This window comes from Sphingomonas sp. LaA6.9 (assembly GCF_022601895.1).
In the GTDB taxonomy this organism is placed as follows: Bacteria; Pseudomonadota; Alphaproteobacteria; order Sphingomonadales; family Sphingomonadaceae; genus Sphingobium_A.
In genome coordinates, this window is sequence record NZ_JAKVIO010000020.1 from 42,853 (window position 1) to 59,471 (window position 16,619).

A 16,619-nucleotide genomic window follows, 5' to 3' on the forward strand; every position below is an offset into this window, starting at 1 on the left:
GTCAGGAAGATCGCGTGTAGGACAGTGGCTCTGGACGCACGCTCGCAGGCTGGCCGGTCAGCCCTGCCCGTCCTCCGCCGCAAGCTGCTTCAGGCGATAGAGCGCGTCGAGCGCGTCGCGCGGGGTCAGCGCGTCGGCGTCGAGCGCCGCCAGCGCGTCGCGCAGCGCGTCCCTTGCCTCTTCGGGCGGTTGCGCCATGGCGGCAAAGAGCGGAAGGTCGTCGAGCCCGGCGGCGAGCCCGCCCGTCTGCGCGCGCCCGGCCTCGAGCTTCTTGAGCACATCCGAGGCGCGGTGGAGCACCGTGGGCGGCAAGCCCGCAAGCTTGCCAACCGCAAGCCCGTAGCTGCGATCGGCGGGGCCGTCGGCAAGTTCGTGGAGCAGGACAAGATCGCCCTTCCACTCGCGCGCACGGACATGATGGAGCGAAAGCGCGTCGAGCCGCTCGGCGAGCCGCGTCAGCTCATGATAGTGCGTCGCGAACAGGCAGCGGCTGCGGTTGATGTCATGCACCGCCTCGACGACGGCCCACGCAATCGCAAGGCCGTCATAGGTCGAGGTGCCGCGGCCGACCTCGTCCAATATGACGAAGCTGTGCTCGGTCGCCTGCGCGAGAATGGCGGCGGTCTCGACCATCTCAACCATGAAGGTCGAACGCCCGCGCGCGAGATTGTCCGACGCGCCGACGCGGCTGAACAGCCGGTCGACCAGCCCCAGCGTGGCACGCGTGGCGGGCACGAAGCTGCCCGCCTGCGCAAGTACCGCGATCAGCGCATTCTGGCGCAGGAAGGTCGACTTGCCGCCCATATTGGGTCCGGTGACCAGCCAGAGGCGTTGGTTCTCCGCGAGCCTGCAATCATTGGCGACGAAGCGCTCGCCCGCCTTTTCGATCGCGCGTTCGACGACCGGATGGCGCCCCCCCTCGACCTCGAAGCGCGGATCCTCGACGAGTTGGGGCCGCGTCCATCCACCCTCGGCGGCGCGTTCGGCCAGCGCCGCTGCGACGTCGAGCCGCGCGAGCGCATCGGCGGTGCGCGCGATCGCATCGCGCCGCGCCAGCGCTTCCTCGGTCAGGGCTTCGAGATGCGCGGCCTCGGCGGCTAGCGCATGCGCGCCCGCCTGCGTGACGCGCAGCGCCTGTTCATGGAGTTCGGGCGCGTTGAAGCGGACGACACCCGCCAGCGTCTGGCGGTGCGTGAAGCCCGATTCGGGACGCATCAGCGCATCGCCCGCCTTTGCGGGCACCTCGACATGATAGCCGAGTACGCCATTATGCCGGATCTTGAGCGCCGAAATCCCCGTCTGCTCGCGGTAGCGCGCTTCGAGCGCGGCGATCGCGCGGCGTCCGTCACCGCCCACGCCGCGCAGTTCGTCGAGCGCGGCGTCATAGCCTTCGGCGATATAGCCGCCCTGCGCCGCATCGATCGGCGGCGTGGCGACGAGCGCGCGCGACAGATGATCGACGAGCGCGCCATGCCCGTCGAGCATCGGCAACAGCCGGCCGAGCAGCACGGGCGGATCGGCAAGCCTGCCCAGACGCTCGCGCAGCAGCCGCGCCTCGCCCAGCCCGTCGCGAAGCTGGCCTAGATCGCGCGGGCCGCCGCGACCGGCAACGAGACGACCGAGCGCACGCCCGATATCGGGGAGCGCCTTGAGCGCAGTGCGTACCTGATCGCGCAATCCCGAATCGTTGGAGTAATGCTGGACCAGATCGAGCCGCTCCTCGATCGCGAGCCGGTCGGCGAGCGGCGCACCAATATCGGCGGCGAGCAGCCGCGCGCCCGCGCCGGTCACGGTGCGGTCGACCACGTCGAGCAGGCTGCCCGCGCGCGCGCCACCGCTCGATTGCGTCAGTTCGAGGCTCTCGCGCGTTGCCGCGTCGATCATCATGTGCCCGTCGACCGCGCGCCGCACGGGCGGCTGGAGGAAGGGAAGCGTCCCCTTGCCCGCATGATCGAGATAGGCGACGAGCCCGCCCGCCGCCGCAAGCTCGGCACGATCGAATCCGCCAAAGCCGTCGAGCGTCGCGACGCCGAACAGCGTCTTCAGCCGGGTTTCGCCGCCGGCGCTGTCGAAATCGGCGCGCGGGCGCGCAAAGGCCGCGTCGGGCCAGTGCCCGGCATTTTCCGCGACGACGATCTCGGCCGGGTTCAGCCGCGCGAGTTCGGCGCCAAGCGCATTGGGTTCGATCCGCGTCACTTCGAAGCGCCCCGTCGAGATGTCCGCTGCCGCCAGCCCGAGCGCGCCGCCCGCCTCGCCAAGCGCCACGAGCCAGTTGGCGGCGCGCGCGTCGAGCAGCGTTTCCTCGGTCAGCGTGCCCGCGGTGACCACGCGGACGATCGCGCGGCCGACAAGCGCCTTTGAGCCGCGCGCCTTTGCCTGTTCCGGGGTCTCGATCTGGTCGGCGATCGCGACGCGGTGCCCCGCCTTGATGAGCCTGGCGAGATAGGCCTCGGCCGAATGCGCGGGGACGCCGCACATCGGGATCGGCCGCCCGTCATGCTCGCCGCGCGCGGTGAGCGCGATATCCAGCGCCGCGGACGCGATCTTCGCATCGTCGAAGAACAGCTCGAAGAAATCGCCCATCCGGTAGAAGAGCAGGCAATCCTGCGCATCGGCCTTGAGCGCAAGATATTGCGCCATCATCGGCGTGGGTGCGGACGGAGGGGCGGAGGGCGGGCGCGATTGCTTGTTCATGGGCTCGCCGTGCTGATACCGGCTAATTTCAGCTTTGCCAAAGGTAGCATTGACCGATTTTTGTGCTTAGAGCGAAGGCGACTCTCAGCAATATCCACCGGCCGCTTGCCGTAACGGCAACGCCTGCCCGGACAACAGCAAAAGGATCCTCGAATGAGCGAAGGCAGCAACGTGAAATTCTCCGAAAAGGAGGCGCTGCTCTTCCACTCGCACGGCCGCCCCGGAAAGATCGAGATCATCGCCTCCAAGCCGATGGCGACGCAGCGCGACCTGAGCCTTGCCTATTCGCCGGGCGTGGCGGTTCCCGTGCGCGCGATCGCGGAGGATCCCGCAACCGCCTATGACTATACCGCCAAGGGCAACCTCGTCGCGGTCATCTCCAACGGCACCGCGATCCTGGGGCTCGGCAATCTCGGCGCGCTCGCATCCAAGCCCGTGATGGAGGGCAAGGCGGTGCTGTTCAAGCGCTTCGCCGACGTCGATTCGATCGACCTCGAGGTCGATACCGAGGACACCGACGCCTTCGTCAACGCGGTCGCGCTGCTCGAACCCAGCTTCGGCGGGATCAACCTCGAGGACATCAAGGCGCCCGAATGCTTCATCATCGAGCAGCAGCTGCGCGAGCGCATGAACATCCCCGTCTTCCATGACGACCAGCACGGCACCGCGATCATCACCGCCGCGGGCGTGATCAACGCCTGCCACCTGACCGGCCGCAGCCTGAAGGACGTGCGCGTCGTCGTGAACGGCGCGGGCGCCGCGGCGATCGCGTGCACCGAGCTGATCAAGTCGATGGGCGTGCCGCACGATCATGTCATCATGTGCGACCGCTCGGGCGTGATCTACCAGGGTCGCGAAGCCAGCATGGACCAGTGGAAATCGGCGCATGCGGTGAAGACCGACGCGCGATCGCTGACCGAGGCGCTGGTCGGCGCCGATATCTTCCTTGGCCTTTCGGCGGCGGGTGCGCTCAAGCCCGAGATGGTCAAGGACATGGCGCCGAGCCCGATCATCTTCGCGATGGCCAATCCCGACCCCGAGATCACCCCGCCCGAGGCCAAGGCCGCGCGCCCCGACGCGATCGTCGCCACGGGCCGGTCGGACTATCCCAACCAGGTCAACAACGTCCTCGGCTTCCCCTTCATCTTCCGCGGCGCATTGGACGTGCGCGCGACCGCGATCAATGACGAGATGAAGATCGCGGCGGCCAATGCGATCGCCGCACTCGCGCGCCAGCAGGTGCCCGAGGAGGTCGCGCTGGCCTATGGCGGCATGGCGCACAGCTTCGGCCCCGATTACATCATTCCCGCGCCCTTCGACCCGCGGCTGATGGAGGAAGTGCCCGCCGCGGTCGCCAAGGCAGCGATGGATTCGGGCGTCGCGCAGAAGCCGATCCTCGACATGGCAGCGTATCGCCAGTCGCTGAAAGGAAGGCTCAACCCGACGACCTCGGTGCTGACGCTCGCCTATGAGGCCGCGCGCGCGCATCCCAAGCGGGTGCTCTTTGCCGAAGGCGAGGAAGAGGTCGTGCTGCGCGCGGCGATCCAGTTCCGCGAGGGCGGCTACGGCATCCCCGTGCTCGTCGGCCGCGACGACGTCTATGACAAGCTGCGCGCGATGGGGGTCGACGATCCCGAAAGCTTCGAGGTGCACAACAGCGTCAATTCGAAGCTGGTGCCGCAGATGGTCGAGTTCCTGTATGAACGGCTCCAGCGCCGCGGCTATCTGAAGCGCGAGGTCGAGCGCATGGTCAATCGCGACCGCAACATCTTCGGCGCGCTGATGCTGCAGCTGGGCGAGGCCGATGCGATGATCACGGGCGTTACGCGCACCTATTCGCGCACCATGCGCGAGGTGCGCAAGGTGATCGACAAGCGCGCGGGATCGACGCCTTTCGGCATCCACGTCCTCGTCGGGCAGAGCCACACCGTGTTCATGGCCGACACCACGGTCAATGAGCGGCCGGGCGCGGAAGAACTCGCCGACATCGCCGAGGGCACTGCCGCGGTGGCGCGCCGCATGGGCCATGAGCCGCGCGTGGCCTTCCTGTCCTATTCGACCTTCGGCAATCCCGAGGGCAACTGGCTCGAAAATCTGCGCGCCGCGGTCTCGATCCTCGACCAGCGCGGGGTCAGCTTCGAATATGAAGGCGAGATGGCGCCCGACGTCGCGCTCAATCCCAAGGCGATGGCGCACTATCCGTTCAGCCGCCTTTCGGGGCCGGCCAACGTCCTCATCATGCCCGGCCTGCAATCGGCGAACCTCTCGGCCAAGCTGCTGCGCGAACTGGGCGGCGATTCGGTGATCGGGCCGATGCTGGTGGGCATGGAAAAGCCGATCCAGGTCGCGACGATGTCGTCGACCGCGTCGGAACTCGTGACGCTCGCGGTGCTCGCGGCCGCCGGGATCGCGGGCTGACCATAAGAAAAAGGGATTTCGGCGCGGGCCGAAATCCCTTTTCTGTCAGATTCGATAAGGCCTGTAGCTGGTTACTGCGGCCCCTGACCGCCGCCGCCCATGCCCGGCGCGCCGACCGCGCCGATATTGCCGAACAGCTCCTGGAAGAAGCCGCGTTCGCGGCCGAGCGTCGGCGTCTTGTTGCCATCGGGATGGATCGAAACGATTTTTTCGAGCCCCTGCCGGTCGACCGCGGCGACATTGCCCGCCGCGTCGAAACGGACGTGAAGGATCGTCTGCTCGGCAGGCTTGGGGTTCGCGAAGGCAAGCTGCTTGGTCGAACGCGAGACATAATACCAGTCGGCCGCGTCGAACTGACCGACAAAGGTGGGCCGGCCCAGCGTCCCCTCCACCGATTCGCGATTGTCGACGCCAGGCTTGATCCCCTCGATCAGCTGATTGTCGACGATATAGCCCTGGTGTGCACGTATGCGGGTGCAGCCGCCCGTCGCGATCAGCGCCACCACGGCCGCCGCGATCACCGGCATCGCCCTTTTCGTCATCACCATTTTGCGGCTACTCCTCGAATCTTGCGCAATTGCTTGGCGCTGCCCATTGCAAGGCGCGCGTGCTGCCTCAATATGCGCTGGATTGCCGCCCGACAAGGGCAGGCCTTACCGGGAGCAGACTGAACCGTGTCGATTTTGAGCCGCCTTTTCGCGAGGCAAAGCGGGCGCGATGCGCTGGTGCCGCTGTACAGCAGCATCGTCGAGGCCGCGCGCGCCCCCGCCTGGTATCTGGACGGGGGCGTTGCCGACACGGTCGATGGTCGCTTCGACATGGTGGCCGCACTGGTTTCACTGACGCTCGTCCGGCTCGAGCGCGAGGGCAAGAGCGGCGCCGACCTGTCGGTACTGCTGACCGAGATCTTCATCGACGACATGGACGGACAGCTGCGCCAGATCGGTGTCGGCGACGTCGTCGTCGGCAAGCATATCGGCAAGATGATGAGCGCGCTGGGCGGGCGTCTCAGCACCTATCGCGGCGCGATCGCGGGCAATGAGAGCTGGGAGGACGCGCTGGCGCGCAATCTTTATCGCGGCAACCCGCCCGCCCCCCCGGCGCTGGCATTCAGCACCGCGCGCATGCGCGCGCTGGTCAGCGAACTTGATGCCCTCGACGCAGCCGTGCTGGTCGCCGACGGATTCCCGAAGCCATGAGCGCGCCCGTACCCGAGTTCAGCCGGATCGTCCGGGTCGACACGATCGGCGAGCGCCCGCGAACGATCGCGATCGCAGCGGACGAGGCAGAGCGTGCGGCGCTGGCCAAGCGTTTCGGGCTGATATCGATTGCCAGGCTCGAGGGCAGCGCCGCGGTGGCCAGCGTCGCGGGCGGGATCAGCGCCATGGGCCGCATCGCCGCGCAGGTTGAGCAGAGCTGCGTCGCGACGGGTGAGAGCGTCCCCGCCGCGATCGACGAAGCCTTTGCGCTCAAATTCGTCGCCGAAGCCGGCGAGGACGCTGGCGAGGAAATGGAGCTGAGCGAGGACGAACTCGACATCATGGAGTTCGACGGACAGGCTATCGACCTGGGCGAGGCGCTGGCCCAGACGCTGGCGCTGGCGCTCGACCCGTTTCCGCGCAGCCCCAATGCCGAAGCCGCGCTGAAGGCGGCGGGCGTGCTGAGCGAGGACGAGGCGGGGCCCTTCGGCGCGCTCGCCGCGCTCAAACAGACGCTGGAGAAGAAGTCGCCGCAATAGCCGGCGGCCGGTGACTGGCGCCCCGCGCTCCCAAATCCGGTTTTTCATATGAAATCACTATGAAGCGCGGCGCGCAGGCGTCTCGAATCCCTATGCCGCGCCCGTTAGATCGATGACGGTTCGCGCTTGGCGGTGCGGTTGTGCGCCAAAGCCGATGGTTTCCACAGGAGTGGTTTCGTGGGCATTATCTTGAGGATCAGCGGATTGATCGCGATCGGCCTGTACATTCTGGCGGGGCTCGGACTTGAACATCTGGCCGCCGCGGGCGGCCGGCACGATCCGAGCGCGCTGGAGTTTCTGCTGGCGGCGCTGAGCTTCGCGTGCGCCAGCGCAGGTGCGGCGCTGCTGCTGTGCGGCCCGAAGCTGCTGGAGCGCCAGCCGGTATCGTTCAGATGGCGGCGCAATCAGTGATCGAACAGCGCCTTCAGCTCCTTCTTCAGGATCTTGCCGCTGGCGTTGCGCGGCAATGTCCCGGCGCAGAAGTGGACGCGCACGGGCGCCTTGAACGCCGCCAGCCGCGCGCGCACCCAATCCTGCAGCTCGGCTTCGCTTGCCGACATGCCCGGCGCCAGATGCACGACCGCGGCGGGCTCCTCCCCCAGCGTGCGGTGCGGCAGCCCGATCAGCGCCGCATCGGTCACGGCCGGATGGTCATAGAGGACGTTCTCGACCTCGCTCGAATAGATATTCTCGCCCCCGCGGATGATGATGTCCTTGGCGCGATCGACGATGTAGCAGAAACCCTCCTCGTCGAGCCGCCCCAGATCGCCGGTGCGGACCCAGCCATCGACGAAGGTGGCCGCGCTCGCCTCGGGCTTGTTCCAGTATCCCGCAACGACCTGCGGCCCTTTGACCCAGATCTCGCCGACCGCTCCCGCAGGAAGCGCGGTGACGCCGTCTTCGGCGGTGACCTTCAGTTCGGCCACGGGCACCGCGGGGCCGCAGCTTTCGGGACGGTGCTGATAATCCTCGGCGACATGGCTCGTGACCGTCGCAGACGTCTCGGTCATGCCCCAGCCATTGCCCGGCATGCAGCCGAACTCGGCGTGGATGCGACGCACGAGTTCGGGCGCCGAGGGCGCGCCGCCATAGCTGATCGTTTCGAGGCTTGAGAGGTCGTAATTGCCGCGTTCGGGATGTTCGAGCAGCTGCCACGCGATCGTCGGGACGCCGCCCGTCGCGTTCACGCGCTCGCGCTGGATCAGCTCGAAGGCCTGCACCGTATCCCATTTGCGCATGAACACGAGCGTGGACCCGCCGAACACCGCCCCCATCAGCGCGGCGTTACACGCGGTGACATGGAACAACGGAATGACGAGCAGCATCGTTTTGGGGCTGGAAGGCGCGGGCAGCTCGCCCCGGCGCAGCGCAGCGCGCGCGGTCGAATAGGCGCTCGACAGGATATTGGTGAGGATGTTGCGATGCGTGCCAAGCGCCCCCTTGGGGTGCCCGGTCGTGCCCGATGTGTAGAAGATCGTCGCGAAATCGTCGGGGTCGATCGCGATTTCGGGCAGATCGGAATCGGGCAATGACGACCAGTCGTTGGGCAGTCCCAGCAGGCTTTCGAGCAGTTCCACACCCTCGATCGGCTGCGCCGAGCGGCTGACGATCACATGGCCGAGATCGGGAAGTGCCGCGAGGTGCGGCGCGATCCGCGCGTGACGCTCGGCATCGCACAGCAGCAGCCGCGTTCCCGAATCGCCGAGCGCATATTCGAGTTCGGGGCCCGTCCACCACGCATTGAGCGGAACCACGATCGCGCCGATCGCGGCGGCCGCGAAAAAGGCGACGGGCCATTCAGGCAGGTTGCGCATCGCGATCGCGACACGGTCGCCCTTGCCGATTCCGCGCGCGACGAGAATCTGCGCCAGCGTCGCGGTCGCGCGGAAGAAGGCGTCATAGCTGACGCGCTCATCCTCATGGACCGTAAAGGTGCGCGCGCCGTGCGATCCGGCGATACGGGCAAGCGCCGCGAGCGTCGGAGGGACATTCTTCCAGGTCCGCGTCGGAACCCCGCGGATCACGACCTCTTCCATTTCGAAGGGTGCGCCTGCTGCGCACAGCATCGACTCGATCTGCGCGAGCGAATAGGCTGGCCAGCTGTTCTGCACAGCGTCGACCGACTTTTGCAACTCGCCCATTGCGCTCTCCGTTCATGATTCGGGTTTTTTCAAAATCCCTTGATCAGAGGGAGGATATGCGGGATTTGCGATACCCTCAAGCCACGCCGAGCGCAGAGCCTTGTTTTTTTGAATTTACGGTATGGCCGAGGGCCATGGGAGAATGCGATGATCCACGACGGCACCCCCGAGGAACTGATCGAGCGCCTCAAGAGCCTGCTCAACGTCGAGGAACTCGATCGCGACCTTTATCGGGGGGCACGGGTCACCGAGGGGCGCGGCAGGGTATTCGGCGGGCAGGTGATCGCGCAGGCGCTGGCGGCCGCGAGCCGCTCGGTCGACGATGGTCGGCCGCCGCATTCGCTCCACGCCTATTTCATGCGACCCGGCGACGATGCGCTGCCGATCATCTACCGCGTCGAGCGCGACTTTGACGGGCGCAGCTTCGCCACACGCCGCGTCATCGCGCTTCAGCGCGGCGTGCCGATCCTCAACATGGCGGCGTCGTTCCAGACCCCCGAAACGGGCCTCACGCACCAGAGCGCGATGCCCGTCGTCCCGCCGCCCGAAGAGCTGAAGCCCGAGCAGGAGATCGTTCGCCGCCACGCCGACACGGTGCCCGAAGAACTGCTCAAATGGATGAACTCGCCGCGGCCGATCGAGATCCGGCCGGTCGTGTCGCGATGGGAACGCGCGGACCACATCCTGCCCCCGGTACAGAATATCTGGGTACGCGCGGTGGCCCCGCTGGGCGACGATCCATCGGTGCACCGCGCGGTGCTTGCCTATCTGTCGGACTTCATGCTGCTCGCCACGTCGACGCTGCCGCACGGCGTCCACTGGGCGCTCGCCAATGTCCAGTCGGCGAGCCTCGACCATGCGCTGTGGATCCATGAGGATTTCCGTGCCGACGAATGGCTTCTCTACAGCATGGACAGTCCATGGGCGGGCCATGCGCGAGGTTTCAATCGCGGCTGCCTGTTCAGCCGTGACGGGCGCCTCGTCGCGAGCGTCACGCAGGAAGGCCTGATCCGGATCCGCGGCTAGAGGGCGCTTACTCCGTCACTTCACCTTGAAGTGGTCGATGAAGATCGCGAGGCGCCAGTCCATCCGCTCGGTAATGCTCTCACCGCTGCGGCGCATGGCGTCGCCGATCAGCGCCTCCAGCTCGAAATCGCCCACCACCATGTCGAGATAGAGCTCGGCGGCCGCCTCGGGATCATCGAACCGGGCGCGGCCATCGGCGTTCCACCTACGGAATATCTGCGCGAGGTGCTCGACGCGACCGAGATGGATCTCGCGGTAGAAGCTGCGTGCAAATTCGGGATCGCTGATGCTTTCCGAAATGACGATCCTGAGCATCGCCGCCTGGCGCGGCTGCAGCACGATTTCGAGGATGCGTCGTGTGAGGCCGCGCAGAATCTCGGCCGCCGATTCGGTGTGCTCGACCAGTTCGTCGAACTCCGCCTGCCGCTCGCATTTGTCGCGCTCGATCACCGCGCGAAGCAATCCGTGCTTGTTGCCGAAGAGCTCATAGGCGGTTGCCAGCGACCCGCCCGAGCGGCGGATGATCGTTGCCAGGCTGACCCTGGCGACGCCCTGCTCGAGAAACAGCGCTTCCGCAGCATCAAGTATCGCGCGACGCCGCTCTTCCCTGCGCACATCCTGCGTCGCCGCCGATGTTCCGCCTCTGTCTATGGTCTTGATCTCCAACGGACGGGCCCCTCTCCCTTTGTCGTTGACGTGTAATGTACGTTACATTACTGGCGCTCGCAAGCCGAATGCGATATGCGTTACGGCAAGAATCGAGATATTCAGGGAAAGCAAAGCGATGCGCCGCACCACGACCCTTCGAAACGCGGCATCCGGCGCACTCGCGGCCACGCTGCTCGCGCTGGCGGGATGCTCGGGTGGCGAGCAGCCTGCACCCCCGCCGCCCGCCGTCGACATCATCACCATCCGTCCGCAGGCGATCGATAACGTCATCGAACTGCCCGGCCGTATCCAGGCGGTGCGCACCGCCGAGGTGCGCGCGCGCGTCAACGGCATTGTCGAGCGACGCCTGTACGAAGAAGGCACCGACGTCCGCGCGGGCCAGCCGCTGTTCCAGATCGACCCGCGCGAATTGCGCGCCAGCCTCAATGCGGCGCTGGCAACGCTGTCACGCAACCAGGCGACCGCTGCCAACGCGCAACAGGACGTCCAGCGCTATCAGGGACTGATCACCGATCAGGCGATCTCGAAGCAGGAATATGACGCAGCGGTCGCGCGGCTGCGGACGGCGCAGGCAGACGTCGCGCTCGCCAGGGCACAGGTCGAAAGCGCGCGCCTGAACCTCGGCTACAGCACGGTGACCGCGCCGATTTCGGGTCGCGCCGGGCGTGGCCAGGTGACCGAGGGCGCGCTGGTGAGCGCAGCAGGCGGCACGCTCTTCACGACGATCGAGCAGCTCGGCACCGTCTATGTGAACTTCTCGCAATCGAGCTCGGACGTGCTCGCAGTGCGCCGCGATGTGAGCGCGGGCCGGCTCAAAATGCCCAGTAACGGCCGCCTGCCCGTCGAGCTCATCCTCGAGGACGGCAGCGCCTATGGCCTAGGCGGCCATATCGACTTCCTCGACCTTGCGATCGACGAGGCGACGGGCACCGCCGCGATCCGCGCGGAATTCCCCAACCCTTCGCGCCTGCTCCTCCCCGGCCAGTTCGTCCGCGCGCGCGCCAAGGCGGGCGTCCGTTCCGACGGGCTACTCGTCCCGCAGCGCGCGGTGAAGCTTACCGCACAGGGCGCGACCGTCATGGTCGTGGGCGACAAGAACATCGCGACGGTGCGCAACATCAAGCTGGGCAACCTTCAGGGTTCAAGCTGGGTGATCCGCGACGGCTTGAAGGCGGGGGACCGCGTGATCGTCAACGGCCTGCAAAAGGTGCAGCCGGGCTCGCCCGTCAGCATCTCGACGCCCGGCGCGAAGCCTGCGCCCGCCAAGCCCGCCGCGACGCGCTGAGAGAGCCCCGATGAGCCTCCGCTTCTTCATCGACCGCCCGGTCTTCGCCTGGGTCGTGGCGCTGTGCATCACGCTGGCAGGAATGATCGCGCTGCGCGCGCTGCCCATCGAGCAATATCCGACCGTGGCGCCGCCCTCGCTCACGATCAACGTCACCTATCCCGGCGCCGACGCCTCGGTGCTCGAGCAGAACGTCACGCAGATCATCGAGCAGGAACTCAACGGCGTCGACGGCTTCCTCTACATGTCGTCGACCAGCCGGTCGAACGGCACCGCGGCGATCACGGTCACCTTCGAATCGGGCACCGACATCGATATCGCGCAGATGGACGTCCAGAACCGGTTGCGCCGCGTCGAGGCGCGGCTGCCCGAAGAGGTGAGGCGTCAGGGGATCCAGGTTGAGGAAGCCAATAGCGGCTTCCTCATGATCCTCGCGCTCACCTCGAAGAGCGGCAACACGCCGACGCTCGAACTCGGCCATTTCGCGGTGACGCGCGTGATCGACGAGCTGCGCCGCGTGCCCGGGGTCGGCAACATCCAGTCGTTCAGCTCCGAATATGCGATGCGGATCTGGTTCGACCCCGACAAGCTCGCGACCTACAACCTCTCGCCCGCCGACGCGCTCGCCGCGGTGCAGGAGCAGAACAGCCAGTCGCCCGGCGGCCAGCTCGGCGATCGTCCGCTCGCCCGGGGCATGGAGCTCAACGCCACCATCCTGACGCAGAACCGCTTCACCACGCCCGAACAGTTCGCGGGGATCATCCTGCGCGCCAATCCCGACGGTTCGGCGGTGACGCTCGGCGACGTCGCGCGTGTCGAGCTGGGTGCGCAGAGCTACGTCTTCGACACCGAGCTCAACGGCAAGCCATCGGCAGGCATCGCGATCCAGCTCAAGCCCGGCGCCAATGCGCTGGCGACCGCCTCAGGCATCCGCACGCGCATGGCCGAGCTCGAAAAGGGCTTTCCCGCCGATATCAGCTGGTCGGTGCCCTTCGACACCACGCCCTTCATCCAGACTTCGGTCGAGGAGGTGGTCAAGACGCTGGTCGAGGCGATGGCGCTCGTCTTCCTCGTCATGTTCCTGTTCCTCCAGAACTGGCGCGCGACGATCATCCCGACGATTGTCGTGCCGATCGCGCTGGCGGGCGCGTGCCTCGGGCTGTGGCTGTTCGGCTTTTCGATCAATGTGCTGTCGCTGTTCGGCATGGTGCTCGCGATCGGTATCCTCGTCGACGACGCGATCGTCGTGATCGAGAATGTCGAGCGCATCATGGCCGAGGAACATCTGTCCCCCTATGACGCGACGGTGAAGGCGATGGACCAGATCACGCCCGCGATCATCGGCATCACGCTCGTGCTGATCGCGGTATTCATCCCGATGGCCTTCTTCCCGGGCTCGACCGGCGGCATCTACCGCCAGTTCTCGGTCACGCTCGCCATTTCGATCGCCTTCTCCGCGCTGCTCGCGCTCACGCTGACGCCCGCGCTGTGCGCGACCTTCCTGCGCCCGCACGAGGCGCTGGCCGAAGAGCCCACCAACCCCGTGCTGCGCGCGCTCCACCGCTTCTTCGTGCGCTTCAATGGCTGGTTCGGCCGCGTCACCGATCGGTATCAGGGTCGGGTCGGCGGTATTCTCGCGCGTCCCTTGCGCTTCCTCGGCATTTTCGTCGGGCTTGTCGCCATCACCATCTTCCTGTTCGGCCGTCTGCCGGGCAGCTTCCTGCCGCAGGAAGACCAGGGCTATCTGATCACGGTGGTCCAGGCGCCGCCGGGCGCGACGACCGAGCGCGCCAATGTCGCGATCGAGCAGGTCAAGGACTTCTATCGCGCGCAGGATCAGGTCGCGAGCGTGATCTTCGTCCGCGGTTTCAGCTTCTTCGGGCAGGGCCAGGCCAATGCGATCGCCTTTGCCTCGCTCAAGCCCTGGGAGGAACGCCCCGGCAAGGAAAACCGCGCCGACACGCTCGCGGGCAAGGCGATGGGGCTGATGATGAGCATCAAGGATGCCTTCGTCTTCACGCTCAATCCGCCCTCGATCCCCGAGCTCGGCGTGGCCTCTGGCTTCACCTTCAAGCTGCAGAACCGCAGCGGCGCGGACTATGCCGCGCTGCAGGCCGCCCGCAACCAGTTGCTCGGCATGGCGTCACAGAGCCCCGTGCTCGCGGGCGTCCGCCCCGAGGGGCAGGAAGACGCGCCCCAGCTCCGCGTCCAGATCGATCGGATCAAGGCGCGCGCGCTCGGCCTGTCGATCGCCGACGTCAACGCGACGCTCGCGATCTCCTTCGGCAGCGCCTATGCCAATGACTTCACGCGCGACGGCCGCATCCTGCGCGTGCTGCTCCAGGCCGATGCGCCCACGCGCATGACGCCCGCGAACGTGCTCGAACTGAAGGTCCGCAGCGCGCAGGGCCAGATGGTGCCCTTCGGCGCCTTCACCACGGTCGACTGGACCGCGGGCCCGCCGCAGGTCGATCGCTATAACGGCTATCCCGCCATGACGATCTCGGGCGAACCCGCGCCGGGCCGCTCGACGGGCGAGGCGATGGCGGAGATGGAGCGGCTGGCGTCACAGCTTCCCGAAGGCTTCGGCTTCGAGTGGACGGGCGTGTCGTACGAGGAACAGCAATCGGCGGGCCAGATCGGCTTGCTGCTCGGGCTTTCGCTGATCGTCGTCTTCCTGCTGTTGTCGGCGCTCTACGAAAGCTGGGCGATACCGGTGGCGGTTCTGCTCGTCGTGCCGCTGGGCGTGCTCGGCGCGGTGGTCTTCTCGATGGCGCGCGGGCTTTCGGCGGACGTCTATTTCAACGTCGGGCTGATCACGATCATCGGGCTCGCCGCCAAGAACGCGATCCTGATCGTCGAATTCGCGATCGAGCTGGAAGCCGAGGGCAAGACGCCGCTCGAGGCGACGATGGAGGCGGTCAAGATGCGTCTCAGGCCGATCATCATGACCTCGCTCGCCTTCATCCTCGGCATGGTGCCGCTGGTGATCTCGAGCGGCGCGGGTGCCGCGAGCCGCATCGCAGTGGGCAGCGGCGTCATGGGCGGCATGATCGCGGCCACCATTCTCGGCATCTTCTTCATCCCGCTCTTCTACCTCGTGGTGCGCGAGCGGCTGGCGCGCAAGCGTCCGCCCGCGCCCGCCGAGAAGAGCCATCACGATCCGGAGCCCGGCCATGCATAAGGCCATGATTTCCTCGATGCTGCTCGCGGCGACCGCGCTTTCGGGCTGCAACATGGCGCCCAAGCATGTACGCCCCGACATGCCGACTGCCGCTGCCTATCCGGAGCGTTATGCGGGCGATGTGACGATCGGCCAGCGCGCGACCGAGATCGGCTGGCGCGACTTTCTCGCCGATCCCCAGCTCGAACAGCTGGTGACGCTTGCGCTCGCACATAACCGCGACCTTGCGATCGCGGTGGCGCAGATCGAGGAGGCGCGTGGCCAGTACCGAATCCAGGATTCGGGCCGGTTGCCCAATGTCGACGCCACCGGCTCGGTGCTGCGCAGCCGGACGCCGCTCGCGGCCTCGGGCGTGCCCGGCCAGCAGGGCGCGGTGACGTTCGACCGCTACACGGTTGGCGTTGGCGTCTCTTCGTTCGAACTCGATTTCTGGGGGCGCGTCCGCAACCTCTCCGATGCGGCGCGCGCCGAGTATCTCGCGACGATCGAGGCCGAGCGCGCATTCCGTCTGGCGCTCACCCGCGACGTCGCCTCGGCCTATTTTGCGGGCCGCGAGGCGGCCGAGCGCATCGCGCTTGCGGAGGCGACGGTGCATTCGCGGCAGGAGGGTTTGCGGATCGCGAAGCGTCGCCTCGATGCAGGGGTGACCTCGGCGCTCGATTTCCGCCAGTCGGAATCGCTGCTGACCCAGGCCGAGACCGAGCTTGCCGGGCTGAAGCTCGCCAAGGCCCAGAGCGACAATTTCCTGAATGTGCTGACGGGTGGCCCTGTGCCCGACGACCTGCCCGAAGCCTTGCCGCTGGCGCGTCAGGCAAGTCCGGCCGAGCTCGTCGCCGGCCTTCCTTCGGACCTGCTGGTGGCGCGCCCGGACATCATCGCCGCCGAGGAACGCCTGCGTTCCGCGCGCGCCAATGTGGGCGCGGCGCGCGCCGCCTTCTTCCCGACAATCTCGCTGACGGGCAATATCGGCTTTTCATCGGACTCGCTGGGCAAGCTGGTGGGCGAGAATGGCTTTGCGTGGAGCTTTGGCCCGTCGATCAGTCTGCCGATCTTCGATTTCGGCCGCACCAAAGGCAATCTGACCGTGGCCGAAGCGCGCGAGAACATCGCGATCGCGAGCTACGAGAAGACGATCCAGACGGCGTTTCAGGAGGTTGCCAACGCGCTGGCGGGACGACGCTATCTCGCCGAGCAGGTTGCCGCGCAGGAGCGTAATACCGAAGCGCAGCGGCGCATCGCGCGGCTCGCCCAGACGCGCTATCGCGAAGGTGTCGCCAATTATCTCGAGGTGCTCGACGCCGAACGCAACCTGTTCTCCGCCGAGCAGGCGCTGCTGCAGCTGCGGCGTGCGCAGGCCGACAATCTGGTTGCACTCTATGTCGCGCTCGGCGGCGGGCCGATCGATCGGGCTCAGCCTTAACCCGGGACGATATCTCCGCCGGGCCAGCGCATCGCGCAGGCTTT

Annotated in this window: 12 protein-coding genes; 8 read left to right on the top strand and 4 right to left on the bottom strand. The window is 66.9% G+C overall.

The window, feature by feature from the left end; genetic code table 11:
- Positions 1-57: 57 nt before the first annotated feature.
- The gene (gene mutS, locus MKI88_RS11540) at positions 58-2,694 is read right to left on the bottom strand and encodes a DNA mismatch repair protein MutS (protein ID WP_241631535.1); all 2,637 of its coding nucleotides are present in this window, start codon (positions 2,692-2,694) and stop codon (positions 58-60) included.
- A 153-nt stretch (positions 2,695-2,847) separates the two neighbouring features.
- Here mutS and MKI88_RS11545 point away from each other — a divergent pair, with 153 nt between their 5' ends.
- Positions 2,848-5,112 carry an NADP-dependent malic enzyme gene (locus tag MKI88_RS11545; RefSeq protein WP_241631536.1) on the top strand — a complete coding sequence of 755 codons (2,265 nt, stop codon included), beginning with the start codon at positions 2,848-2,850 and terminating at the stop codon, positions 5,110-5,112.
- 71 nt (positions 5,113-5,183) lie between these two features.
- Here MKI88_RS11545 and MKI88_RS11550 read toward each other — a convergent pair whose 3' ends face one another.
- Entirely contained in the window at positions 5,184-5,654 is a 471-nt protein-coding gene (locus MKI88_RS11550) for an outer membrane protein assembly factor BamE (protein WP_241631565.1), read from the bottom strand.
- Between the two features lie 132 nt (positions 5,655-5,786).
- On the opposite strand from MKI88_RS11550, the gene MKI88_RS11555 reads away from it, so the two are divergent.
- From MKI88_RS11555 to MKI88_RS11565, 3 genes are all read left to right on the top strand, one after another.
- A complete protein-coding gene (locus MKI88_RS11555) occupies positions 5,787-6,311 on the top strand; it encodes a ubiquinol-cytochrome C chaperone family protein (protein ID WP_241631537.1) in 525 nt (174 codons plus the stop codon).
- Positions 6,308-6,850, top strand: coding sequence for a YceD family protein (locus tag MKI88_RS11560; protein WP_241631538.1), 543 nt, complete (start codon positions 6,308-6,310; stop codon positions 6,848-6,850). The genes MKI88_RS11555 and MKI88_RS11560 overlap by 4 nt, the downstream gene beginning before the upstream one ends.
- 204 nt (positions 6,851-7,054) lie before the next feature.
- Positions 7,055-7,261 (top strand): hypothetical protein, encoded by a 207-nt coding sequence (locus MKI88_RS11565; protein WP_241631539.1) that lies wholly within the window; start codon positions 7,055-7,057, stop codon positions 7,259-7,261.
- Here the strand turns inward: MKI88_RS11565 and MKI88_RS11570 are convergent.
- Complete coding sequence (locus tag MKI88_RS11570) at positions 7,255-8,991, bottom strand: class I adenylate-forming enzyme family protein (RefSeq protein ID WP_241631540.1); 1,737 nt, start codon at positions 8,989-8,991, stop codon at positions 7,255-7,257. The genes MKI88_RS11565 and MKI88_RS11570 overlap by 7 nt on opposite strands.
- A 147-nt stretch (positions 8,992-9,138) precedes the next feature.
- On the opposite strand from MKI88_RS11570, the gene MKI88_RS11575 reads away from it, so the two are divergent.
- Positions 9,139-10,017, top strand: a complete 879-nt coding sequence (locus MKI88_RS11575) for an acyl-CoA thioesterase II (protein WP_241631541.1) — start codon at positions 9,139-9,141, stop codon at positions 10,015-10,017.
- A 15-nt stretch (positions 10,018-10,032) separates the two neighbouring features.
- On the opposite strand, the gene MKI88_RS11580 is transcribed toward MKI88_RS11575, so the two are convergent.
- Positions 10,033-10,683, bottom strand: a complete 651-nt coding sequence (locus MKI88_RS11580; RefSeq protein ID WP_241631542.1) for a TetR/AcrR family transcriptional regulator — start codon at positions 10,681-10,683, stop codon at positions 10,033-10,035.
- Between the two features lie 118 nt (positions 10,684-10,801).
- On the opposite strand from MKI88_RS11580, the gene MKI88_RS11585 reads away from it, so the two are divergent.
- The 3 genes from MKI88_RS11585 to MKI88_RS11595 are packed head-to-tail and all read left to right on the top strand — an operon-like array spanning position 10,802 to position 16,575.
- Positions 10,802-11,971, top strand: coding sequence for an efflux RND transporter periplasmic adaptor subunit (locus tag MKI88_RS11585; RefSeq protein WP_241631543.1), 1,170 nt, complete (start codon positions 10,802-10,804; stop codon positions 11,969-11,971).
- Between the two features lie 10 nt (positions 11,972-11,981).
- Positions 11,982-15,155: an efflux RND transporter permease subunit gene (locus tag MKI88_RS11590; protein ID WP_241631544.1), complete on the top strand. Its 3,174-nt coding sequence runs from the start codon at positions 11,982-11,984 to the stop codon at positions 15,153-15,155.
- Positions 15,148-16,575, top strand: coding sequence for an efflux transporter outer membrane subunit (locus MKI88_RS11595; RefSeq protein WP_241631545.1), 1,428 nt, complete (start codon positions 15,148-15,150; stop codon positions 16,573-16,575). The genes MKI88_RS11590 and MKI88_RS11595 overlap by 8 nt, the downstream gene beginning before the upstream one ends.
- The last annotated feature ends 44 nt before the right edge of the window (positions 16,576-16,619 follow it).